General features: G+C 51.9%; 16 protein-coding genes and 1 other annotated feature (1 of these 17 only partly in view). Of the genes, 2 read left to right on the top strand and 14 right to left on the bottom strand.

From position 1 onward, the window contains the following. Positions 1-225: 225 nt before the first annotated feature. From PV433_RS02240 to PV433_RS02225, 4 genes are all read right to left on the bottom strand, one after another. Positions 226-2,208, bottom strand: a complete 1,983-nt coding sequence (locus PV433_RS02240) for a hypothetical protein (RefSeq protein WP_332070573.1) — start codon at positions 2,206-2,208, stop codon at positions 226-228. A 279-nt stretch (positions 2,209-2,487) separates the two neighbouring features. Next, a complete protein-coding gene (locus PV433_RS02235; protein WP_332070572.1) occupies positions 2,488-3,831 on the bottom strand; it encodes a hypothetical protein in 1,344 nt (447 codons plus the stop codon). A 94-nt stretch (positions 3,832-3,925) separates the two neighbouring features. Beyond that, entirely contained in the window at positions 3,926-5,299 is a 1,374-nt protein-coding gene (locus PV433_RS02230; RefSeq protein WP_332070571.1) for a hypothetical protein, read from the bottom strand. A 20-nt stretch (positions 5,300-5,319) separates the two neighbouring features. Beyond that, positions 5,320-6,684 (bottom strand): ABC transporter substrate-binding protein, encoded by a 1,365-nt coding sequence (locus PV433_RS02225; protein WP_332070570.1) that lies wholly within the window; start codon positions 6,682-6,684, stop codon positions 5,320-5,322. A 500-nt stretch (positions 6,685-7,184) separates the two neighbouring features. Here PV433_RS02225 and PV433_RS02220 point away from each other — a divergent pair, with 500 nt between their 5' ends. Then, positions 7,185-8,126 (top strand): AraC family transcriptional regulator, encoded by a 942-nt coding sequence (locus PV433_RS02220; protein ID WP_332070569.1) that lies wholly within the window; start codon positions 7,185-7,187, stop codon positions 8,124-8,126. A gap of 150 nt (positions 8,127-8,276) precedes the next feature. Here PV433_RS02220 and PV433_RS02215 read toward each other — a convergent pair whose 3' ends face one another. The 5 genes from PV433_RS02215 to PV433_RS02195 form a co-directional block, all read right to left on the bottom strand. Further along, the gene (locus PV433_RS02215; protein WP_332070568.1) at positions 8,277-9,068 is read right to left on the bottom strand and encodes an AraC family transcriptional regulator; all 792 of its coding nucleotides are present in this window, start codon (positions 9,066-9,068) and stop codon (positions 8,277-8,279) included. A 590-nt stretch (positions 9,069-9,658) separates the two neighbouring features. Continuing rightward, the gene (locus PV433_RS02210) at positions 9,659-10,786 is read right to left on the bottom strand and encodes a hypothetical protein (protein WP_332070567.1); all 1,128 of its coding nucleotides are present in this window, start codon (positions 10,784-10,786) and stop codon (positions 9,659-9,661) included. 256 nt (positions 10,787-11,042) lie between these two features. Then, entirely contained in the window at positions 11,043-12,596 is a 1,554-nt protein-coding gene (locus PV433_RS02205; RefSeq protein ID WP_332070566.1) for an extracellular solute-binding protein, read from the bottom strand. Positions 12,597-12,645: 49 nt separating this feature from the next. After that, positions 12,646-13,518 carry a carbohydrate ABC transporter permease gene (locus PV433_RS02200; RefSeq protein ID WP_190928181.1) on the bottom strand — a complete coding sequence of 291 codons (873 nt, stop codon included), beginning with the start codon at positions 13,516-13,518 and terminating at the stop codon, positions 12,646-12,648. A gap of 27 nt (positions 13,519-13,545) precedes the next feature. Next, positions 13,546-14,517, bottom strand: coding sequence for an ABC transporter permease (locus PV433_RS02195; protein WP_332070565.1), 972 nt, complete (start codon positions 14,515-14,517; stop codon positions 13,546-13,548). Positions 14,518-14,860: 343 nt separating this feature from the next. On the opposite strand from PV433_RS02195, the gene PV433_RS02190 reads away from it, so the two are divergent. Then, on the top strand, positions 14,861-17,170 hold the full coding sequence (locus tag PV433_RS02190; protein WP_332070564.1) for an AraC family transcriptional regulator: 2,310 nt from the start codon (positions 14,861-14,863) through the stop codon (positions 17,168-17,170). 189 nt (positions 17,171-17,359) lie between these two features. On the opposite strand, the gene PV433_RS02185 is transcribed toward PV433_RS02190, so the two are convergent. From PV433_RS02185 to PV433_RS02165, 5 genes are all read right to left on the bottom strand, one after another. Beyond that, positions 17,360-18,823 (bottom strand): arylsulfatase, encoded by a 1,464-nt coding sequence (locus tag PV433_RS02185; RefSeq protein WP_332070563.1) that lies wholly within the window; start codon positions 18,821-18,823, stop codon positions 17,360-17,362. A gap of 547 nt (positions 18,824-19,370) precedes the next feature. Next, a complete protein-coding gene (locus PV433_RS02180) occupies positions 19,371-19,853 on the bottom strand; it encodes an SRPBCC family protein (RefSeq protein WP_332070562.1) in 483 nt (160 codons plus the stop codon). A 37-nt stretch (positions 19,854-19,890) separates the two neighbouring features. Continuing rightward, positions 19,891-20,205, bottom strand: coding sequence for an ArsR/SmtB family transcription factor (locus PV433_RS02175; protein WP_332070561.1), 315 nt, complete (start codon positions 20,203-20,205; stop codon positions 19,891-19,893). A 97-nt stretch (positions 20,206-20,302) separates the two neighbouring features. Further along, complete coding sequence (locus PV433_RS02170; RefSeq protein WP_332070560.1) at positions 20,303-21,187, bottom strand: immunoglobulin-like domain-containing protein; 885 nt, start codon at positions 21,185-21,187, stop codon at positions 20,303-20,305. Between the two features lie 203 nt (positions 21,188-21,390). Continuing rightward, on the bottom strand, positions 21,391-23,070 hold the full coding sequence (locus tag PV433_RS02165; protein WP_332070559.1) for a glutamine--tRNA ligase/YqeY domain fusion protein: 1,680 nt from the start codon (positions 23,068-23,070) through the stop codon (positions 21,391-21,393). Between the two features lie 122 nt (positions 23,071-23,192). Next, positions 23,193-23,357 (bottom strand) — a binding site (T-box leader) (it continues 88 nt past the right edge of the window).

Raw genomic sequence — 23,357 nt, 5'->3', positions numbered from 1 at the left:
TTGATCGGTTACGACCGGGCGTATCCGAAACAGCCAAAAATAACCCCCTTATGTTGGGGGTTATCAGCACTAATTGAGTTAGTCATATTGACATCATATCGACGAGTTGATATTAGGATGGAAGGATACCCGCCAGCCGTTGCCCAATACCGTTGTATAGAATCATCAAAGGATACTAATAGGAGGGCAGCATCAATTCGATCACCATAAACGTACTGCGCTGCTTCAAGTCGAAATGATAAATTTATAGTCCAAGTTGTTGCCCGTTGTGCTCGGCTTGACCCATAACCATCCGGATGAATCTACATATCCCTGCAAATAGGCAGACGCAGCAACATCGTTGTCATATAGGGTATATAGATTTGTTGGAGAATTGGAATCCGTTGATATGGAATTTTTCAGTACCCTGTTCGGCCTTGGGTTTGCAATCGTGCTCGGTGTTCCTTCTGTTAGGACAAATGGATTTGCATAATAACGATTATACGTTGCGCTCATACTATTAGCCGAAAGCAACTCAATAGATGCAGTTTTCCCAACATAGCAAAGCCGTTTAAATGTGGAATGATTCAAGCTAAGGATATGAGTAACTAAGCCGCAATGGTTGCTGTAGCCTGCATCAAGGACATTTCCTGCAAATTTGATATCCAACTGAGCCACATAGCCGCTTGAGGCAAAATTCTCATTCATGATGCAGTTGTCAAAGTCAAATACCGTGACATAATTCGCTTTGTTTGTGAATGTATATTTTGCGATCTCCGCTGCCGTCATTGTGCTGTTTCCATACGTTTCTTTCCAGTTGAAATTCTCAAACGTAACGGTTGACCCGCCGTTCGCAAATACTTTGTAAGAGGAGTTCGAAACAGGCGTCGTATGGTAACTTCTTCCTGAAATCGTGATGCCGTCCGAGTAATGAAAGTAAAACTCTTGACCTTTGTGTCGTTCCATTGAGAAAACGCCGCCTACGGATTTAGAAAAGCTAAAGTCATAGGCAACGCCGCCGTCTGCAAGATTGCCGCCAACCCCATCGCACGCACAGAACAAATTGGAGTACGTTAGGCTATAAAAGTCAAAACCGCGCTCTTTGGCTCCATCCACGTAAAGCTGACCGCCGTAGTTCGATGTTCCTCCGCGAACGGCAATCCCCTTCAAGCCCTGATATGTCCGCAAAAAACCGAGCTTGGACATCCAGCAGTCATCCGTATAGATGCCGTAACCATGACCGATTGCTTGAATATTCCCGCGATAGGCCATAGCCGAATTTTTGGCGTAATAGCCGTAGCCGACATCTGCAATCGTTCGCGTCAAGGTGAAGCCCGACGTATGCTCGCCAAAAACATAATCGCCTCTGGCCGTCGTAGGCGATACGAAGATCACCGCATCCACATCTCCGCCCAAATATCCCGCGCCGACTGTGTTCGTGGTCGTCTTGCATATTTCAACATCGTAAATATTGTTGCCGTCTCCGCCGATCAGTGCTGGCATTCGTGCTGAAAAGCTGCCATTTGTGCTTAAAATGATAGGGTTGGTTGAAAAATATTTACCTTTGTTGATCTTGACTTCTTTGCAGTAATAATCTGTTGTAGAGCTTACGGACGCTTTTTTAATTGCCGCCTGTATGGCGGCGCAAGCCCACACAAAACTTGCATCGTCCGTCGCTTTAACCAGACCGTATTGATCGGCATATACTTCATGCTGATTATTCAAACGAACGAATACGCCCGCTCCAGTGTTTTGAGCCGTGTAGTAAGTATGAAACGTTGCAAAAGATGGAATCGGGATTGTCGGGTCAATATAATAGCCACCATCGTGTAAACTTTTGTCAAGAGCCGTAGACCAAATAAAGAGGTCGCCACCCTTGTACATTCCATCGTGATAGGAAATCACTTGAAAAATCTGCCCATCGAACATGCTGGATTGCTGAATTAATTCAGATATCGAATTAACTTTTCGGATTGCCGTTTCGTTCCATTCATTTAACACTTGAACATCGCCCGGCAGTCCCGGATTTCCCTGCCATGCCGGCCGTCCCCGCTCGTTCGCCGCCCCCAGCGAGCCCGTGACGGCCATTGCTACTCCGGCCATGCCCAACGAGGCAAGCAGCTTGCGGCGGCTGAGCGCATTCGGCTCTACTGGTGTTCTTCCCGAATGGTCCAATTCTTCCCGCCCTTCCATGTACGCATTTTCTTCGGAATGGATTCGATTTTTCATTTCACACTCTCCCCATCTTTTTAGTTGGATTGGTAAACGCTTACATCCCGTGCGATAATCTATTTCCTCCCGCCATCGGTAAAGATGTTCGCCATCTCCATACCCTGTATCATCCAAAAGGATAAAGCTGCAGCCACGATGTATATGCCGTGGGAAGAAAGACGTCCAAAATCCCCTCCAGTAGACAAGTGTCAAAACCCAACCCTATTAATATGGACTTTTTTCACCGTCTACTATGAGGGGTCATTCCATCTTTCAACTCCGGCCTAAACCGAAGTATTACTTCTTATCGTTCCATTTCAAAGAGAATAAATCTGCATCCTTAATCTGCATACGAATCCGGACCGGGCGTCCTTTCCATAACTCAAAATCCGCTTCCGGCCCCCATGTAACCACTCCACCGATCTCATCCCCATACATAGGTTCCATATCCTCCAACCCGAAACCGTCAAGAGGGCGACCGTGCTCGTCCTGCAGCTCGAAACGTAAATAACCGACCGCTGATGTTGAATAATTGGCCACCAGTTCATTACCTTCCAAAATGAACGGTCTTGACACCCATTTCCCATGTTCAAATCCCGCATGTATGGAGCCAAAACCGTGCTTGCGGACGGATACTCGCCGCAAGCGGCTGTCATCCAGCCGGTAATGCTCCTGAATGTAGAAGGAAAACTCGTCGGGATTCAGCAGCACACATCCGGTGCTTAATATTCCGGTCCGATCCGACCAATTGTGCGGATCCAGTCCCGCGCGACACCAGGCTTCCATAAACGTTCGATCCCAGTGCAAGCCGTCCCGGCTTGTCATCATGACCGTATCACTGACGCCCGGCTCGGGATGATCCGTCAATTTTTTCCGTTCCGGCACAAAACGCATGGGAAACGCCATGTAAATGTGCTCCGCTCCCGGACAAAGCATGGCCGAATTGGTGTAGTACTGCTGCATCGGTTTCAAATCGTTATATCGCAATAACTGCTGCTTCCCCCAGTTGTAGAAATCGGTAGAGGTGGACGTCAGAATAGTCCGATATGCCTTATCCTGGTATATCCGGGAAAAACAACGGTAGGCTTGAGCGTTAGTGTCCCAGAAAACTACGTTTAGCGAATCAAAGTCTCCATCCGTTAAAATCGGTTCTTCTCGCAATTTCTGCCAATGTATGCCGTCAGCGGAGCCGAACGCAACCAATTCATCGATTCCGGCCACTGCCTTGTATCGCAACTCAGGAGAAGTATGGGGAGAACGGTCCAGGAACGGGGAGAAGTTATGAGATAACCGCCCTCTCCACACGATATTGTTGGCCGTGCTGCCTTCATATTCGAATAGTCCCAGCTGCGGTTTCACAAAATGAATGCCGTCCGTACTCTCGGCGTAACAGGTAACTTGATTACGATCATCATTCATAGAGCTTGACCCAATCCCGCGATAATACATGCGTATTTTGTCCTGATCTTGAATGACGGTTACATAGCCGCTTCCCTTCCCTTCCCAGGGCTGATCGAATGAAAGCACGATTTCTTCCCTGCGAGGCGGATGAAGCTTCAAGGATAGACCCCGCTTCTCCTCAATCAGCCATTCGTCCACGAACATTTCTACTCTCGTGCCAATTTCGACTACTGATTTCACCGTATAGCCTCCCTCCACTAATCATCCGCTTCCCGTCTGCTTGCCGTTTCTCGCGTTCATAACTCTATCCGGTTAAAAGGCGTATTCGCAAACTTCACAAGGTTTTAAATTGCATGGAATAAATGTCGGCATCCTGCAATAAAAATCGGACCCTGACCGGTTTTCCGGCTAATGCCGATACGTCTTCGCCGTTTCGCCAGCGTACGACGCCCTCCAGCTCGTCTCCGTACAGCGGCTCCATATCCGTAGCCTCGTAACCTTCCAGCGGCTGCCCTGCTTCATCCAACAATTCGACTTGAATCGAGCCGGCGGCCGACGTCGCATAATTCAACAGCAGCCGATTTCCGGAGAAGATTAGAGGACAAGTTTTTACCTCGCCTCCCCGGTAGCCTCCATGTATGGAAGCGAAACCGTGCTTCCTCACCGTCAACCGCCGCAATTGAATGTCGTCCCAGCGGTAATGCTCCGTGACGTACAGCGAGAATAGTTCGGGTTCAATCTGCACGATGCCGTGCGCAATCATGTTGCTGCGCTCCGTCCAATTTTTCCGGTCTTGGCCCGGGCGCAGCCAAGCGTCGAGAAACGACCGGTCCCAATGGTTTCCGTCCCTGCTGGACATGAACATCGTATCCGAAAGCCCTGAGAACGGATGCTCGGGAACTTTTTTCCGGGACTCAATGAATCGTTTCGGGAACGACAAGTACATATGCTCGGCTCCCGGACATACGACGGTTGCATTCGTATAAAACTGTTCGAGAGGAACGTCCGCGTCGTATGTATGGGGCGTAAACGGCTGCCACTCCCGAAAATCCCGGGAGATCGAGCTATGAACGGCTCTCACTTTACGATCCGCCCAATAACGCGCGTAACAGCGGTAAGCGCTTTGGTTCGGGTCCCATAAAACGATATTGTGCGAGTCGAACGGCTGGTCGGTGATGACCGGGTTAGCATCCATTTTCGACCAGTGGATGCCGTCCGGCGAATGCAAGGCATGGAGCATTCCTTTCTCCCATGGCGTTCCTCTTGGTGCGACGCCGCCCAGTGCCTTAAACAAGGATTCCTTGGCTGCTGACGGCGAAGCGTCTTTCATCGGCGCAAAGTTATGAGATTCAAGACCGCGCCATACGATGTTGTTGCTGCTCGAGCCTTCATACTCATATAGTCCGAGAACCGGTCTCTCGAAATGGATGCCGTCCTCGCTTTCCGCGTAACATGTCGCCTGCTGGTCATCGTGATCGTCCGCGGGCGCGTTTCCCCGATAGTAAAGCCGGATTTTCCCCTCATCCTGGATGACGGTGAAGTAACAAGCGGCTTTTCCTTCCCAAGGCTTGTCAAACTTAAGCACGACCTCGCGCCTCTCGGGCGGTGTCATCCGCAGTTCGATTCCCTGCTTCTCGTCAATCAACCAATTGTCGATAAACATTTCGACTCTGGAGCCGATCTGTGCGACAGCTTTATTGCTTCTCATCCACGTTCACCGCTTTCCTGCTATTTGAATACGTTCGGATTGACTTTGGCGCGGAATTCTTCCACTTGCTTGATCGTTTCTTCTTCTGCCTTGCGCAGCGCCGTATTCATATCGGTTGTGCCGAACATGACCTCGTAGGCGTACTTTCGGTAGATGTCCCCTACCATTCCGTCCATCGGGCCTTTGTACGGAACCGGCGCCGCTTGGTTATAAAATGCCGCACCCCAGTTAAGATTGTTAAACCCGGTGTCGGCACCGTACGCTTTCCTGACGCTCTCGCTTTTTACGACCGGCATAAGCCCTTTTTTCGCCAAATCGGTTTGTGCTTCGTCCGAGATTAAAAATTTCAGCACTTCCATCGCCGCATCTTTATTTTTGGCCATCTGCGTAATTCCGAGATAGACCGGATACGGCATCGAGCCTTTCCCTTTTTGATCCGGCAGCGTTGGGGCTGACACGAAATCGAAGTTGACCGTTTTAAATCGGTCCGCCCAGCTTTTGACGACCTGCGGAATATAGACGACCATCGCTTGTTCCCCGGCAATAAACTTCTCGAGAACTTTGACGGCATCCTTCGGCATCTCTCCTCGTGCCGTTCCGGCCGCCTCACCCGGCGCTACGATCAGTTTTTCGAAAAATGATTTCCATCGTTCATCCGTATTGATCGTCGGCTTCAACGTGTTTTTGTCGAGGTTCGGAATCGAGTAGGGGTTCAACCGCACCAAATAATCGACCATCGGTGCGTACCCGATATAGTTGACTCCCCCCTCGCTTCTCGTAATCCGTTTCGATACGGCATACAATTCGTCCCACGTCATTCCGTCTTTCAAGTGAGGGATGCCAAACTTGTCGAAAAGATCTTTGTGGTACAGGGTGACCATTACGTCCTGATGAGTGGGCAGCGCAAACAGCTTGCCGCCTACATCGTTTCGGAACCCTTCAATCGCCGCCGGATCAATATTGTTCAGATCGACCTTGTGCTTTTTGGCCAATTCGGTCATATCGTACTGAATTTCGACGGGCAGCACTTCGTTCAAAAATCCATAGACGGTATTGAAGTAGAAGTCGAAATGGGTTTTACTGGAGACCATGTCTGCGAGCAACGTTCCCGGACCCGTACGTTGAATGTACTTAATCGTATAATGCGGAAACTTTTTTCTGATTTTGTCCCCGTATATTTCGTTAAAAAAGGCCTCCGACTGACCGTTCTGGGAATAAAATACGAGTTCTGCCGGTTCCGGCTTCTGGACCTCGGGGGCTTTTCCGGCTTCGTCTTTGCCGTTCCCCGGATCCGCCGCCGATCCGTTGCCTCCGCAGCCCGCTGCGAAAACCATTAATGCAAGCATAGCCGCACCGTACTTCAAAGGCTTTTTAAGTTTACTCAATTCAACCATCCCTTTACTGTTGTGTAGTCAATCAGGTAACACGAGAGTCGACGATAAAGCACTTTTGTAAACGCTTCCAGTCACATTGCCGTTGTTTCTACTCATGCCTTCTAAGCACGTTTATTGCACACCCCCTTGACTATATCCTCCATAATATTTTATACATACACTTTTGTGTCTCATTGTGACACGTCGTGTCCTATAAATATTATAGCCTCATTGTTTTTAGATTGTAAAGAGCAAAAAGAAATGAAAAAGACAGAAAAGAAAAGTAACCAAAGAAAAAGAAAAATTGCAGGTCAATAAATAGCCACTGAAACGGGATACCGTACTTAGTTAGTGTTATCGATTCGGCGGCTATCCGGACACTGCAGATCATAGTTGGATTCATCGCCGACTTGTTCCGATGCCCGGACAGTCTGTTGACGTCTTGCTCTCTTGTCGTGATACAATGTGGATTAACTTGTACCGCATACGGAATCGCACAAGGAGGGAACCTGTTGACGAATTCGCAATATCGCTCCGTTCCTGTAGCCTGGGGTCAGTTGAACATTAAAGTCCGTTTCGGCCCGCTGCTGTTCGATATTTTGCTCGACAACAACATTTATCCGATGACGATTGTCCGCAACAAAAAGCACAATCACGCGGCGATCGAGCTGCAATTCATCGATTCCGGCATCGGTACACTCGTCTTGGAAGACCGCGAGCAGCATCTTGAAACCGGTTCCATCCATATAATCGGCCAACATATCTTCCATTCGTTCGAGCCGGACCCGGTGTTGCCCGGAGAGCGTTCTACGTTTCGCTTCACGTTTCAGGACGTTCTGTCCGCGGACCCCGGCTTTCCGAAAGAGGAGGGCGAGCAGATCAAGGCGGCGTTGTCCCGGCTCACTTATTGTCAGCTGACTGATCCGATCCGGAATCGAACTATGTTTCGCCTATTGGCGGAGGCGCGGACGGAAATGGAAAATCCCGCGGTTGGCGCCTACACGAAAGTGCTCAGCTTGTTCGCCCAGATGATCGTCGAGCTGGTAAGAGGCATTCAGACGGAACACGCGGCGGACCTGGCGTATGCGATACCGCGCAAAGACAAGTACGATCAGTGGTCGTATTTAATCGATTCGTTTTTCTCCAATTGTCACAAAGATTTGACGCTGGAGATGTTGGCCGATACGCTGAACTTGAGCACGAAGCAGACGCACCGGCTGCTCAAAAAACATTTCAATACGTCGTTTAAACATAAACTGATGCATACACGGGTGGAAGTAGCCAAGGATTTGCTGCGGACGAGCAGCCTGTCGATCGAACGGATCGCCGGCGATGTCGGCTATTCCTCGACTCAATATTTCTGCCACCTGTTTCAACAAAAAACCGGTATGACCCCCTCGGAATACCGCTGCATGGAACGAATGGGTCATCCTGCTGCTTCGATAAACAACTGATATTGCCATAGACGATGGTTCGTCACCTCCCCGCTTTTGCGTGCTTGCGGACGCCCGCCGTCTGTCTGTCGAGCGATGCCGCGATTACCGGCGCAACAACAAAGGAGCCAGCCCCTTTTTCCGAAGGGTTTGGCTCCTTTTCATCGATAACTACTGATGGAACAACCGCTGATTTCTGCGCCAATCCGAGGGCGAGTGCCCTTCCAGCTTTTTGAACCAGGTGGAGAACGAATGCAGCTGCGTGAAACCGATCGACTCCGCGATCCCCTGCATATCTTTTTCCGTCGAGCTGAGCTGCCATTTGGCCTCCGTCAGTCGGCACTGCTGCTGGAACTGCTTGGGCGACATGCCGTACACTTTGTAGAACCGCTTGCGGAATCCTTCCTCGGAAAGTCCGGCCATCCCGGCCATGTCTGCGATGGACAAGCCGCTGTGCAGATGCTCCCGGATATGGTCCGCAATATGTGCGATCGATACGGCCTGCCGGTCAGCCTGGGAATGCTCGGTGATGAACAGCAGCAGCACGGTCAGCCAGGCCAGCCGGTTCCGCTCCGGCTCCTTCAGGGGCGATGCCATGACGCGCAGCCATTGTCTGAACAATATCTCGTACTGCTCCTGATTGTATTGCGAGAATGTAATGACGGACGGGGCTTCGCCCCGGATCAGCCGGCCGAACAGCTTCCTCGTCTCCTCCGGCAATCCGTCGGCCAAGATCACGCCGAACCGGATCGGTGTGACGGCTTGAAACGAATGGGACACATTCGACGGAATCAGCACCGTCTGCCCGGCGCTTACCGGTATCGTCTCGTTACCGTATTGAAACGTGCCGTCGCCATCCAGGATGTTCGTAATCTCCAGACTGGCATGCCGAAAAAAGTCCGGATCGCCCCACTCTTTCCCGTGCGTGCCGATAAAGCTTCGGATGTGCAGCTGTTCCGCCAACGCTTTTCCCTCCAACGGATTCCTTTGCTCTTTATGGTAGCATATTCTGCTGTTCGTCTAAAGTTCAATTCCAATAGACTCGCGTCAGCCGCAGAATCCGCGAAGCTTCCCAGGCTTACCCATCCGTTCGCGCCGCCTTCGCCGACCGTCAAGTTGATTGAAACGGCGAGCTGCAGGTCTAACCGTCCTTTCTATAACAATCTCCTAAAAAACTTCGGAACCCGCTTAATCCCTTCCGTCCCGAGAAAACTGCTTGCTGATGCGACCAGGACGCTTGCGAATATAAATTTAACCACATAAAATATCCCGGAGCCTACGAGTATATCCAACATGACGAATTTTTTCAGTGTAGAGCCTCTGATTACGTACACGACGATTTCGTTCTTTTTGTCCTTTCTCAGTCAGCACCACACCTTGTTTTTTTATTTGAGAATATGATGGGAAAACTTGGTTTTATTCGGAACGTTTTTCGTTCAAGGGCGGATTTACGCGAAAAAGCCTGAATCGGGTCGATTCGAGGCTCCTTCGTCATTTCTATTTATTTGAGGGTACGGTCTGATTATTTAACACCTTGGCAAACTCAGCATACGTTAATCGATGTTCTCTACATACTGTTCCAAAGCCCGGGCGAAATCGTGACCAAACCGTCTGCTGTTATCCGCAGTAACCGGAACCGCATCGGTGCTTCCGAAATAAGGGAATTCAAAGCTGCATGCAAGCCGGGCGCCGGATCTCTCGAAAAAGCTGGCACAGGTTGCCGGATTAGGCTGATTCCAGTCTTCTCCCATACTCAGATTATCGATGGATTTATGTCGAATCGCATCCGCTTGGCTGCGGGCTCCGCTAATTTTCTCCAGTTTCCCGCTCAGGTTGTTTACCTCCTCTTTCAACGGACTATGGCGATTGACGAAAAAAGGAACGTCATTCCGATCCCCCCATTTGAACGGACCGTGGAAATCGATCGCGATCTCCGGCTGAACTCCTATGGCATAGTTTATCAACGCTGTGGTCGAGCGGTAAATCGGGGTATCCGTATAGTCGCGGTTATGATCGTGCGGCAAGCGCGACTTGCCTTGATCTCCGTTCTCCACCCCATCGATATCGATGAATGGAATAAAATGAACCAGATAACGTTCCAGGACGGGGGAAGATTCGGCTGTTAGAAGAGCTTCGATCAAGCCTTCCAGCACATACAACGGAGTCGATTCGCAGGCATGATGTCTGGCTGTGAAGAACATATGGCGATCCGCCATACGATTGCCCAACGTTAGCAATGGAACAGGCTTCAGCAGCTCGGATTCGGTCAACAACTCCCGTTTCACGTTCCGATACCCGCCAATGCGCGCGTAATATCGTTCGAAATGGTGCAGCTGGTAAGGAATACAGAAACAGAAGTAGACCTTCTCGCCGGCATGCCGGAACGTGTAACTAAATTCGTTCCTGGAAAAAAGCGAAGCCGCTCCAAGCCATTGCCAATGAACCCCGTCCTCACTGACGGCAGGCCCCCATGGTCCGATCACTTCCCCATCGGCAAATGCAAACGTTACCGTCTTCGGATTTGCGGCCAGAGCAGCAAAATTCCAGTAAAACCACCAGCCGGACGTGTCTCTCATTTCCTGCTTCAGTACGACGCGCTTTTCTTCAACAGACAACACCTGAATATTTCCTCCTGCATACCGATTATCGATCCGGATGGACGGTATCCATGACGAATTCATTAAGGACTCCCCCTTTTCATTACATCTTACGTTCGGCCCACACTTAAGAAAAGTCTAGCTCTGCATCTCCTGGATCGTCAACGCTAAATCCGCTGTCCCCCCGCTTTCCGATCGATCTGATACATTCAATCCCCTTATATGCCCTTTTTATTTGGACTTCATTGCCGGATGACTGCCCTCGCACTTAAGAGCATATAGAAAAACCGTCCGGACTTGCCGGACGGCTGAAATCGTATAACAGGTTGCTCCGAGAACGTTATTTTGCTGCGGCAGCTTTTTCGGCGTACGCATCGTTCATTTCTTTTTCGATCTTTTTCAAGTTCGGGTCTTCCTTCAATTTCTTGATGAAATCGTCGTAAGCCTGCATCGACTCTTGACCGAGAATGACTTTGACGCGCATATCGTCGACTTTTTTCTTCAGATCCGGCATCAGCTTTGTGTTCGATTCCGAGACTAGTCCGAAGGCCGGGTTCGGGACGATAATTTTTTTGCGTTCGTCCAAAATGCTCTGGTTCCGTGCGTAAATTTCTTTCGTCGTCAGCGAAGGGTCGCCCAGCACCTGCTCGTCGCTCAGCTTAAGGAAGATGTATTGGAACCCTTCTTCGACCTTGTCTTTTTTGAATTGATCGGTCGGCACTTTAAGCCCGTCTTTTTCGTTGAAGTGTACGTCCTTTACTCCGTAGTTGGCCAGTTCGTTCCCTTCCGGGCTATAGCCGTAGTCGAGGAACGACAGTATCTTTTTCACCTTGGCTTCCGATACTTTTTTCGGGATGAGGAAATGTCCGTAGAACGGCGCTCCGGACGGCGTATATTTGCTTCCGGACGGTCCTGCCAGCGATACAAGCGGGATCAGGTTCGCTTCCGGCACCACTTTCTTGATCTCCACCGTACGGGACAGCGCGGCATTCATCGCATAACCGGCGCCCCCGGCTTTGCCGGCGTGAAGCGTATCGTTAATTTGCGAGAACTTCATAATGGCGAAATCAGGCGGGAACAATCCGGCATCGTACGCTTTTTTCAGCCACAACAAAGCGTCGCGCGAGGCGTCCTCGGTAATGATCGGGTACAGCTTGCCGTCCCGCAGCTTCCAAGCTCCTTGGGTGTCGTTATATACGTTATAGACAAAGCCCATGTAAGCCGCGCTTGCCGAATACGGGATCGTGTCCGCTTTGCCGTTGCCGTCCGGATCGCCGTCCTTGAACGCCTTGAGCGTATCGAACAGCTGGTCCATCGTTTCCGGCACTTTCAAGTTCAGCTTATCCAGCCAATCTTTGCGCAGCATCGGGAAGACGCCGCCGCCGTGTTTCGGATAAAACCGCGGCACGGAGTAGTTTTTCCCGCCGATTTTGGACATTTCCCACATATCCTTGATCGCGGGATTCGACAAGTTTTTGTAATCTTTAATGAACGGGGTCAGGTCCCAGAAGACGCCCTGCTTGATCATATTGCGGATCTGCTGATTATCCAGATCTTCGACGAACGTCAGGTCCGGTAAATTGCCCGACGCATACAGCACGTTGAACTTGTCCTCGGCCGTCGTCGCCGGTACCCAGTCGATTTTCAGCTTCGTATTCGTTCGTTTCTCGAACTCTTTGACAATGGCGTTATTGTCGTCCGGAAACTCCGTTCCATAGCTGAGCGTGTTCATCGTAATTTCGGTAATTTCCGTTTTGCCGCCGTCCGGGCTCGTTCCCTTGGCTCCGCCGTCCGTACTTCCGGACGAGCCGGTGCCGCCGCAAGCCGATACGACGAGCGATGTGCCCAGCAAGACGGCGCCCGCCGCTTGCCAGCTTCTTTTTCTTTTGTTCATCTCGGTGACCTCCTATTAATGATAGTGTACAACAAAAACGGATATGTGATCATTCTTTTACAGACCCCACCATTGCTCCTTTGGCAAAGTGCTTCTGCAAGAACGGATACACCAGCATAATCGGTACGGTAGCGATTACGACAGCGGCCATCTTCAGCGTTTCCGTAGGCATCTTCTGGCTCGTCCGGAAGTCGGCTACGCTTGCGTTGGACGTGCTCGGATCGACGAGCATATTTTGCAGGATGACTTGAAGCGGCCATTTGCGCTGATCGTTGATGAACATAATCGCCGAGAAAAACGTGTTCCAGTAACCGACCGCAAAGAACAGGCCGAACGCGACCATCGCGGGAAGCGACAACGGTAAAATGATGCGGAACCAGATCCCGATCTCATTGGCGCCGTCGATGCGGGCCGCCTCCTCCAGACTGTCCGGGATGCTGTCGAAAAACCCTTTCATCAGCAGCACGAACCACCCGCCGGTCAAAGCCGGCACGATCAGCGACCAGATGCTGTCGATCAGCCCGACCTGGCGGACGATCAGATACGAAGGAATCAGTCCCGGCTGAAACAGCATCGTGAACAGCACACCGAACATGATGACGCGGCGGAACCGGAGTCTTTTACGCGATATTGCATAAGCGAGACCCGAGGTGACGATCAGACTGAATGCGGTTCCAACTGTCGCCAGAAATGCGCTGTTGCCGATTGCGTTCAAAAACGTGTCCGTCGACATTAAATAACGGTATGCGTCGAGCGTCCAGTTTTCCGGAAATAAAATGAGCGGTTTCTGATAATATTCCGCCGGATCGGTGAAAGATAAGACGAATGTATAATAAATCGGAAAGATCGAGGCCAGACTGACAATCGCGAGTACCGCGGCGTTGCCTGTTTCGAATAACCGGTCTCCCCAGCTTCTGCGCATATGATTTCTCCCTCCTGCGGATACGGTTTAATAAACGCCCTCTTCGCCGAATCGTTTGGCCAGCTTGTTGGCGGCGACGACGAGAACGATGCCTACGATCGATTTGAACAGACCGATGGCCGTGCTGTAACTGAATTGGCCTTGCTGCACGCCGTTGCGATACACATACGTATCGAATACGTCCGCCACATCGGATACGGCCCCGTTCATCATCAGGTAGACTTGCTCAAAGCCGACATCCATTACGGAGCCAAGTCTCAAAATAAACAAGATGACGATTACGTTGCGAATGGCCGGCAGTGTAATATGCCACATTTTGCGGAACCGCCCGGCACCGTCCACGACGGCCGCCTCGTATAGCTGCGGATCGACGCCTGCGATCGCCGCGAGGAAGATGATCGTCCCCCAGCCCGCTTCTTTCCACATCACCTGTACGGTCAGCAGTCCCCAGAACATATCGGGATCGGTCAAAAAGCCGATTCGTTCTCCTCCGAATTCGTGGATAATTTTGTTGATCAGCCCTTCGGATTGCGACAGCATTAAGTACGTCAGCCCGGATATAAGCACCCAGGACAGAAAATGCGGAATGTAGACGACGGTCTGGACGATCCGCTTGTACGCCATGCTTCGCAGCTCGTTCAGCATCAGAGACAGCAGGATCGGCAGCGGGAAGAAAAACACGATGTTCATCAAGCTGATCATCATCGTATTGCGCAGCAGCATCCTGAAATCGTCATTGGAGAAAAAACGTTGGAAATGCTCCAGTCCCACCCACTCGCTCTTCAAGATACCGAAGTAAGGCGAGTAGTCTTGGAACGCGATGATCAGTCCGCCGATCGGCACGTATTTGAAAATAATAAAATACAGCAGTCCGGGCAGCGCCAGCAGATACAAATATTTGTCTCTGGCCAAATCGGAAGCCAGGCGGCGCAGCTTCGATGTTTTTTCGGACGGTATGGCCGGAGTGGTGGTTAGTGGAGCGCTCGTGTTGGCTTTCAATGCAAGTATCCCCCGTTTCTTTCTTGTGTTAGAATGGTTATTGCCGCTTCGGATGGGCCGGACGGTGTTCTTTATCCCGCACGAAACCGCCTTAGACGGACGGCCTTAACCGGAGCAGCTCTCCTCCGTCTCTTCCATGGCACCATCCTATAACCTGCGGGACATTTCCGGCAATAATAACATCTTGTAAGCGAAAAACGTTGATCCTATGCGGATTTCCAGCGATAGTATTGTTTTGCAAACCGTTGAACTCGGCTATCCGATTAGGTAAAATAGGAAAGGCATCATCGTTCTTCGCCCGGAAGAACGCGGCAACCATTTTCGGCGGAAAGGGACCGGCATCATGAAAAAAACGGAACATCGCAAAGGTTCGTTTTATTGGAAAAGTCTTGTGCTTGTCCTCGCCATCACTTGTCTTCCGGCCTTGCTCATCGGAATCGGCATCTATAATTTTGGCGCCGGACCTATCGTACGCGAGCTGAATCAAGCGCACCAGGAGCAGTTGAATCAATCCATCCGGCAAACCGACGAATATTTGTCCCGTCTGGAGCTGTTCTCCGCCCAGCTTGCGTTTAATCCCGAATTTGACGAATCGCTCGCTTCGTTGAACTTCGCAGAGCAGTTTCAGAAAACGAAGGATCTATACCTCTCTCTCGCTCTTATGAAAGACAGCAACCCGTTAATTTTCGACGTTGCATTTTATTTGAAAGACTCCGGCAAGGTGATCAGCGACCATTGGGGCGTACGTACGCTGCAGGGCGAAGACAGCGTCCGCGCTTTCCAAGCGCTGCTCGATACAGACCGCAAAATCTATTGGACGGACAGCCTGGCCAAGCTCGATCCGAACCATTCGTCGTACAAAGGCGTAGTAACCAAGCTGTACCCGACGTTCAGCGACCAGCCTTTCGGAGCGTTCCTGATTTATTTGAACCAGGGGGCGCTGGATCAATTGGTCAGCCCGCTTGCGGCCGCAGATGGAAACGCATTCTTGATGAATCCGGACGGCTCCATTCTGTCTGCGCACGACCACGGCGATACTGGACTGCGGGAGACGCTGACCAAGCGGATTCTTGCCATGGAAGCGTCCCAGGATTCTTTTGTGTACAAATGGAAGGATACGAGTTATTCCGTCTCGTTCGGTCATCTCTCCAGGCTCGGCAAAGACTGGATCTATGTCTCCGCCACTCCGCTCGATCGGATCACCGCCCCGGTGAACGACATGTCCCGCATGATCGTGGCGGTCAGCGCGTTCGGCCTTGCACTGGCGCTGCTGTTGTCCTGGTTCGCGTCCAAACGGATCTATAACCCGATCCAGCGGCTTGTCGGTTTGTTTCATTCGGCCAAGGAAAGCGGCAGCGACCGGATGAACGAGATTGCATATATCGAACGCCAGTGGAAGCTACAATTGGATGAAAGCGAGCTGCTGCAAGGACGGTTGCAGCAATCATTGCCGTCGCTCAGGGAAGGGTATTTGCTGCAGTTTTTGCAAGGGAGAATCATGCCGTTTTCCGATCAAGAAGTGATCGAGAAGCTGCGGCAGTACGAGTGGAACGTGGAAGGAACCCGGTTTGCGTTTCTGGTAGCCGGCTTGTACGGGAAAGGAACGCCGGATGCGAAGTTTTCCGACCGGGACGAGCAACTGATCGATTATGCGGCCGCCAACATCATGCAAGAGCTGTGCCGGACCGCGGCCGTTCATGCGCATGCGATCAACTTTCAGAATTCGACTGTCGGCGTCCTGCTCGCAATCGATAATTCGGTACCGGCGCCGCAAGCCAAAGAAACGCTGCTTGCATTGGCGGCCGATATCGCCTCCGCCTTGAGCGGATTGTTGAAGGTGAACGTAGCGATCGCCGTCGGCAAGCTGACAGACTCGGCGCTCGCTTTGCCCGGACTGCTGGACGAGACGTCCAAAACGCTGCGCAGACGCGATCCGAACGAGCCGATCGACATTTTGGACGTGGAGGATATGCTGCCCGATATGGGCCCTATCGACTTTCCGCTCGAACTGGAGAAAGACATCATTCAATCGATGCGCATGGGGCTTAGCGAGGAAGCGGCTGACGGCGTACAGAGGTTCGTCGAAGCGATCCGCAGCAAGGCCGGCACTCAGATGCACGTCCAGCAGGCGATGCTCAAGCTGCTCGGAAGCGTGTATGACGCCGTATTCCGCGCCGGGATGAACCCCGACAGCGTGTACGGCGGCGCCCATCTGTACGAGGATTTGATGAAAATCCGTAACCCGGACGAGATGATCCGTTGGTTTTCCGTTTCCGTTATCGAACCGTTCATTCGTTCGGCGACCTCCTCCTTCGATTCGGAGACGAGAACGATCGTCGATCGGGTCGTGGAGGAGCTGCACCGCGACTTGCTGACCGACGTCTCACTCGATCTGTACGCCAGCCGGTACGGAATCAGCTCCTTCAAGCTGAGCCGCAGCTTCAAGCAAGTGACGGGCGTCAATTTTATCGATTACTTGACCGGATTGAGGATCGAGAAGTGTAAAGAACTGCTTCTAACGACGGATATGAAGGTCAATGATATCGCCGAAGCGCTGAGATACCAGCCGTCTTACCTGATCCGGCTGTTCAAGAAAAGCACCGAGCTGACGCCCGGCCAGTTCCGCGAGAAGTTTTCCCGGAGTCCCGGATAATTCGCAGCTACGACGCCAAAAGGTTACCCAAAAAGTATCTAGTCACTGAGAACATTCCCATTTTCCAAACGAAAGGACCTCAACTTCCACGGTCAGGTGGAGATTGAGGTCCTTCCTCTCAAAAAAGTTCGGTTTGGCGGGGTTCCAAGCATCGTAAAGTGATGTTGGAGGCAGCGTGGCTTTCTTCGTTTACAAGCCCGCAGTCAGGTGATCCAGGCAAGAGCGAGGCGGCTGTCCCGCTATAAGCACCCCATCCTGTACGTAGCCCTCTTCCCGCCCCTCCAATTCCCGGACGAGACGATTTCTCCACAGACTTAGCGTGTTTTGCATTGACGCTTGCCCCGCCAAGTTAACCCGTTCCTGCGGGTCGTCCTTCAAGTCAAACAGCTGTTCCTCGCCGCTCTGGGAGTACCATACGTATTTGGAGACGCCGTCCGTCACATAGTGATGCGACAATTGCCCGTAAGCGTGCTCCCCATGGATATAGTCGCGCCAGGCCGTCTCGTCTCCGCGGCACAAGGTCAGCACGCTCTTCCCCTCGACCGATTCCGGAATCGGGACGCCTGCAGCATCAAGCAGCGTAGGCATCAGGTCGCGCAGCTCAACCACATTGCCGATACGGCTCCCGTTTTGCAGACCCAGCCGGCCTCCCGGATCGCAGACGATCAACGGTACTTTGGCACTTCCTTCATAAGGAAGCGCTTTGCGGAAATAATAATGATCGCCGAGCATCTCGCCATGATCCGAAGCGAATACGATCAGCGTATTCCCGTATAGGCCGTACTCCTGCAAAGCGTTCAGCAGCCGACCGATCTGATCGTCCAGATGGGTGATCAAGGCATAATAGCCGGCTCTCGCCCGGTTCAGCCGCCGCTTCGGCAATATACCCGACAGCCCCGTCGGATCGGTTCCGCAACGCGCCGCCGCTTCGACATCGACCCAATCGCCTACCGGAGGCTCCGGCATCTCCAGATCGCGGTACATATCGAAGTAGGCTTGCGGCGGGTCGAACGGCGGATGCGGACGGACGAACGACGTCCATAAGAAAAACGGCTTGCGCGGATCTCTTCTGCGCAAAAAATCGATCGATTGCGTGACCGTCCAATTCGTCGGGTGCAGCCGCTCCTCCAGATGCCAGGGCCGGGTCACCGTCGAGGCGTTGCAGTCGAGACCAAGGTCCGTCAAATCCGCTTCGGCTCCCGCCGTCTGGCGCAGCCACTGCAAGTAATCGTCGTTCTCGTCATAATGGCTCGCCATCGGCATCCCGCTGTTGCTGCGGCTGTAGTGCAGGTAGCCGTCGTGCAGCACGACGTTATGGAAGCCGCACAAATTGCGGGCCGGATAAACATGCATTTTGCCGACGCATTGAGTATGGTAACCGGCTTTCGCCAACTCGCCGGGCAGCGTATGGGGATAATCCCAAGGCACCTTTTCCCGGTAGCCGACTCTTCCATGAGACCGCTGGCTCATTCCGGTGAAGATCGCGGCACGGGCCGGTATACAGGTCGGCGTCGCCGAGTAAGCGTTCGCGAACAAAACCCCGCCGCGGGCAAGCTTGTCCAGATTCGGCGTCTCCACGACCGGATGTCCGAGCGCGCTCAGACAGTCGTAACGCATCTGGTCGACCGTAATCAGCAAGATGTTCGTTTTCATCCGCGTCCAAGCTCCATCGTGGTCCGCCCGGATCGGTTACAGTTGGCAGGTAAGACTCTTCCGCTGTCCAGATAGTCGCCGGAGAGCAATCGTACCGCTGCCGTTTTGAATGTTGTCATGCGTTCTCCGCCTTTCCTTAATCCTTCTCCGATCGCTTGCGTTCTCATCATAATCCAGCGTTTCACAGGATGCCATACACATACCGTTCGATTATTTGACCATTTGTGCTATGAAAAACCGTAAGGGAAAAACTCCTGACAATCCTTTTACGTGCAAACCCAAACGTTTGTGCGTAGGAGGGAATGGGTACCGGGCTCCAGCCGCTCGTTGAATCGTGTTGTCTTTTTTAGGTTTTGCGGTTACAACACGACTTCAAATGCGGCCCGTAAACTTTCCGCTCCAATACCCATTCCCTTTGACTCTTACGTGCTCTCTTCTACATCAAACCTACCACCCTGCTCACTTTAGCACGGTGAAGAACTTAAACATTCTAATCTTTCAATGATAACCGCCAAATGATGGCGGTCTTGAGTTACATTACTTTTGACTAATTTTTTGGAAAATTGGTCAGCAGCGCGGAATACTTATCGTACCAGATTTTCCATTCGTCTTCCCGCGATTCAATCGTTCTACCGTCCATCAGGGCGATAATAGCATCCAGGCATACATGCCAGCCGGCGAGATCCTTCGGAGAATGATCGGTAAGCTTATGAATGCGCTCAATCAACACGAGTCGGCTTCCTTCGGCCTCCGGGTACAGCTCGAAACGGACCTGGTCCTCGCCCCACCTATATTCGAGCACCGAATACGGTTTCAGTTCGATAATCCGAAGCTCCTCAAACGTACCGTCCTGCATGTCAAACTTGATCACGCCCCCTTCCCGGAGATCGTCGACCGACAACTCGGCGAACCATTTCGCCAGCTTGTCGTTCTCGGTCAAGTACGACCATACTTTCTCGACGGGATGCTTCAATCGACGTTCGAAACGGGCTCTATATCCGCCCGGAATTTGCTCCACAACGGCTAACATCGGGTTCCTCCTCTTTGTTCGCTAGTAGTATGCTCGGTTACTCCTGCTCTTCATCAAGCGCCTTCTCCAAATCATCCAGCTTGGACGACCAAAATTGCCGATACGGCTCGAACCAATCCGCGATCTCCTGCAAAGGCTCGGCATTCAGTCGATACAAATGATTCTGTGCTTCTTTACGCACGCTTACCAAATTGGCTTCCCGTAAAATACGCAGATGCTTCGACACCCCGGGCTGGCTCAATGACGATAACGCGACCAGTTCCCCAACAGATCGCTCCCGAACCCGCAAATAGTCCAGCATACGCCTCCGGTTGGGCTCGGCCAGCACTTCGAAAAGTTTGTCCTTGTTCATACCTATATATTACTTTCGGGTTATATTTCTGTCAAGTTATATAAAAAGAGCGGAACCTCTTGGTTCCGCAATCTCTTTGCTTTATACATCCCCCCCCCTACCGCACCTCAAACTCGGCAAACACCGTCTTTTCAATCGACGTCCCTTGTCCATTAACGGTTTTACCGATCCGGTATTGACCGGGCGGTATATGTTTGAACTCGATCGTCTGCTCCCATTCGCCATTCTCGGCCAACTCATAACCGATAGCTTCTACGCCGATGTTTTTGCCCGTCGGGACAACAGTCCAGTCGTCTCCCTCCTTGCGTTCGAACTTGTAGTCCAGTCCGAAAAACAAGGGGGCTGGGCCGGTGTTCACCATCGTAAGGACCGGCTTGGCGCTGCGGGAATACGTCGTCTGATTCAGTGTTAACACCGCTTCCACCTTCTGCACGGGAACTGTAAGCAGCGATAACACCGTATCCTCTACTGCGCCTCCATCCATAATCTCGACGGACAAGAGATAATAGGTTCCTTCACGATCGGGCAGCTTCGTTGAAAAGTTGGAATAGGCAAGCTCCAGATCCATATGCTCCGCATGCTCGGCCACGACCCGGATCAATTGCCCCTGCCGGTCGCGTTCCGTCAGCTTGTACCGGATCGTACGGGCTTCGATCCCTTTCGCCTTCTCCGGTTCGATGATGTGCAGCAGTGCGCTTACTTCTTCGCCGGGCTTCTTGTAACCCGCGGCGATTGCCGATCCGATGCCTCGGCCGCCCGCCCATGTACCGGTAGGAGGTAAAAACTCGGCATAGTGCCGGTCCGCCTCGTCCGCGCCGCTCTTGGCAAGCCCCTTGTTTGACCCCATCGAGACCGGGTAATGAATTGAAGTGGACAACGGCTTCTCGCCAGCCGGCGGCACGATTTGCTCCTGAACACATCCAGCCGTCAGGACGACCAGAAATACATAGGTTGAATTTAGCAAAATTCGAGCCTTGTTCATCCCCATCCCCCTCTGCATTTTTTTCTACATTTATTAACGTGGACGGAGGAGAAATTGTTCCTTCGTTTTCAGAATTTTACAAACCGATATTCATTCATCGATACTTTTCGAATTGTTCGTACGCGGGCAAACGCAGCAAGGCTGCCGCTCTTATACGAACGGCAGCCCCGCGGCTGATCCACCATCTTGTTCAGGATGAACCGTTATTTTCGGTTAAACGTATCTTTCAAAGGGACAATCCGGTTAAACACCAGCTTGTCGCCCGTCGTATACTTCCGATCCGCACAAAAGTAGCCATGACGGAAAAATTGGAACTTTTGCTCCGGACGGGCCTGTTTCACAAAGGGCTCCATCCAAACATCCCTGACAATTACAAGCGACTCCGGATTCAGCACATCCGCCCAATCCCCGTCTTCTTCCCCCGGAATACCCGAATCCAGCAGCAGCTTCTCGTAGAGATGGACATCCGCCTTCACCGCATGTTCGGCCGACACCCAGTGAATCGTACCTTTCACCTTGCGCCCTGTAAAACCGCTACCGCTCTTCGTAAGCGGATCATATGTGCAGTGCAGCTCCGCAACCTCCCCGGTTACCGGGTCCTTGATTACGTCCTCGCAGCGGATGAAGTAGGCTCCCTTCAGCCGAACCTCGGCATTCGGGCTGAGCCGGTGGTACCCTTTGGACGGAACCTCCATAAAATCGTCGCGCTCGATATATATCGTTTTGGTAAACGGCACTTCGCGTTTCCCCATCGCCTCGTTTTCGCTGTTGTTCTCGATCGGCAGCCATTCCGTGTGATCGTCCGGGTAATTGGTAATGACCATCTTGAGCGGATTCATAACGGCCATGACACTCACCGTTTGTTGTTTCAGATCTTGTCGGAGGCAGTGATCGAGCAGCGATATATCGACGGTGCTTTGCGTCCGGATACTGCCGATTTCTTCGATGAAGCCGCGAATGCTTTCGGGAGTGAACCCTCTTCGCCGCAACCCCCGCAGCGTCGGAAGACGGGGATCGTCCCAGCCGTCCACATGCCCTTCTTCCACCAGCTGTCTCAAAAACCGCTTGCTCGTCACCACGCCCGTCAAGCTCAGCCGTCCGAACTCCCGCTGCCGCGGAGGCTCGGGGATATCCAGCTCCTGTAACACCCATTCATACAAAGGCCGGTGATCTTTGAATTCAATCGAACATAACGAATACGTAATGCCTTCGATTGCATCTTGGATCGGATGGGCGAAATCGTACATCGGGTAGATGCACCAGTCGCTGCCCGTCCTGTAATGCTCGGCATAAACAATCCGGTAAATAATCGGGTCACGCATGTTGATATTTGGCGAGCTCATATCGATTTTGGCGCGGAGTACTTTGGAGGAGGCCGGAAACTCGCCATTTTTCATTTTGGCGAACAGCTCCAAATTTTCTTTCACAGTCCGGTTGCGGTAAGGACTATTCTTGCCAGGCTCCGTCAGCGTTCCCCGATATTCGGTTACTTCCTCCGGCGTCAGATCGCAGACATATGCCTTTCCTTTCCGGATCAAGGTGACCGCAGCTTCGCAGATTTGTTCCGAATAGTCGGAACCGTAATAAATATGCGGCCCCGGGTCGTAGCCAAGCCAGCGGATATCTTCGATAATCGCGTTCACGTATTCGATATCTTCCTTGAGCGGATTCGTGTCGTCAAACCGCAGATGAAACCGGCCGTTTAACTTTTGCGCCATCGAATAATTCGTCTGGATCGCATACGCGCTCCCGATATGGAGATAACCGTTGGGCTCGGGCGGAAACCGCGTACACATGGTCCGGTGGAACGGATTCGATTCAAGCTCCTCCACAATTCGTTTATATAAAAAGTGTTCGGTTGTCGGTTCCTTTTCGTTAGTCATAGCGAGTTCTCCTCCTGAGTCTGGGTTTGTGGCAACATGCAAACTTCTCACCGGCACGTTAGTGCCCGGTCCAAGTTAACACGGTGTAAAACAAAAAAAACTTCACCTCCAAGACGTTATGTCTTGGGGACGAAGGTTCTCGTGGTACCACCCCAGATTCGTTAATATGTCGCCATACTAACCTCTTCAAGTACGGCATGACAGGCCATGCTTATACTCTAGCTCTATAACGGGAGCTCCCGTCATCCATCCCCGCCTGCGGTTCCGGCATGCTGCTCAGAGGCTTG

This window comes from Paenibacillus sp. GYB004, assembly GCF_036577605.1.
GTDB lineage: Bacteria > Bacillota > Bacilli > Paenibacillales > NBRC-103111 > Paenibacillus_AB > Paenibacillus_AB oceani.
This window is presented reverse-complemented; position numbering and strand designations above follow the sequence as displayed.

What these genes read in the sequence shown, in the direction of transcription:
- PV433_RS02240 (WP_332070573.1), bottom strand. Translation starts at nt 2,208, where the DNA reads ATGAAAAATCGAATCCATTCCGAAGAAAATGCGTACATGGAAGGGCGG.
- PV433_RS02230 (WP_332070571.1), bottom strand. Translation starts at nt 5,299, where the DNA reads ATGAGAAGCAATAAAGCTGTCGCACAGATCGGCTCCAGAGTCGAAATG.
- PV433_RS02210 (WP_332070567.1), bottom strand. Translation starts at nt 10,786, where the DNA reads ATGAATTCGTCATGGATACCGTCCATCCGGATCGATAATCGGTATGCA.
- PV433_RS02205 (WP_332070566.1), bottom strand. Translation starts at nt 12,596, where the DNA reads ATGAACAAAAGAAAAAGAAGCTGGCAAGCGGCGGGCGCCGTCTTGCTG.
- PV433_RS02200 (WP_190928181.1), bottom strand. Translation starts at nt 13,518, where the DNA reads ATGCGCAGAAGCTGGGGAGACCGGTTATTCGAAACAGGCAACGCCGCG.
- PV433_RS02190 (WP_332070564.1), top strand. Translation starts at nt 14,861, where the DNA reads ATGAAAAAAACGGAACATCGCAAAGGTTCGTTTTATTGGAAAAGTCTT.
- PV433_RS02185 (WP_332070563.1), bottom strand. Translation starts at nt 18,823, where the DNA reads ATGAAAACGAACATCTTGCTGATTACGGTCGACCAGATGCGTTACGAC.
- PV433_RS02180 (WP_332070562.1), bottom strand. Translation starts at nt 19,853, where the DNA reads ATGTTAGCCGTTGTGGAGCAAATTCCGGGCGGATATAGAGCCCGTTTC.
- PV433_RS02175 (WP_332070561.1), bottom strand. Translation starts at nt 20,205, where the DNA reads ATGAACAAGGACAAACTTTTCGAAGTGCTGGCCGAGCCCAACCGGAGG.
- PV433_RS02170 (WP_332070560.1), bottom strand. Translation starts at nt 21,187, where the DNA reads ATGAACAAGGCTCGAATTTTGCTAAATTCAACCTATGTATTTCTGGTC.
- PV433_RS02165 (WP_332070559.1), bottom strand. Translation starts at nt 23,070, where the DNA reads ATGACTAACGAAAAGGAACCGACAACCGAACACTTTTTATATAAACGA.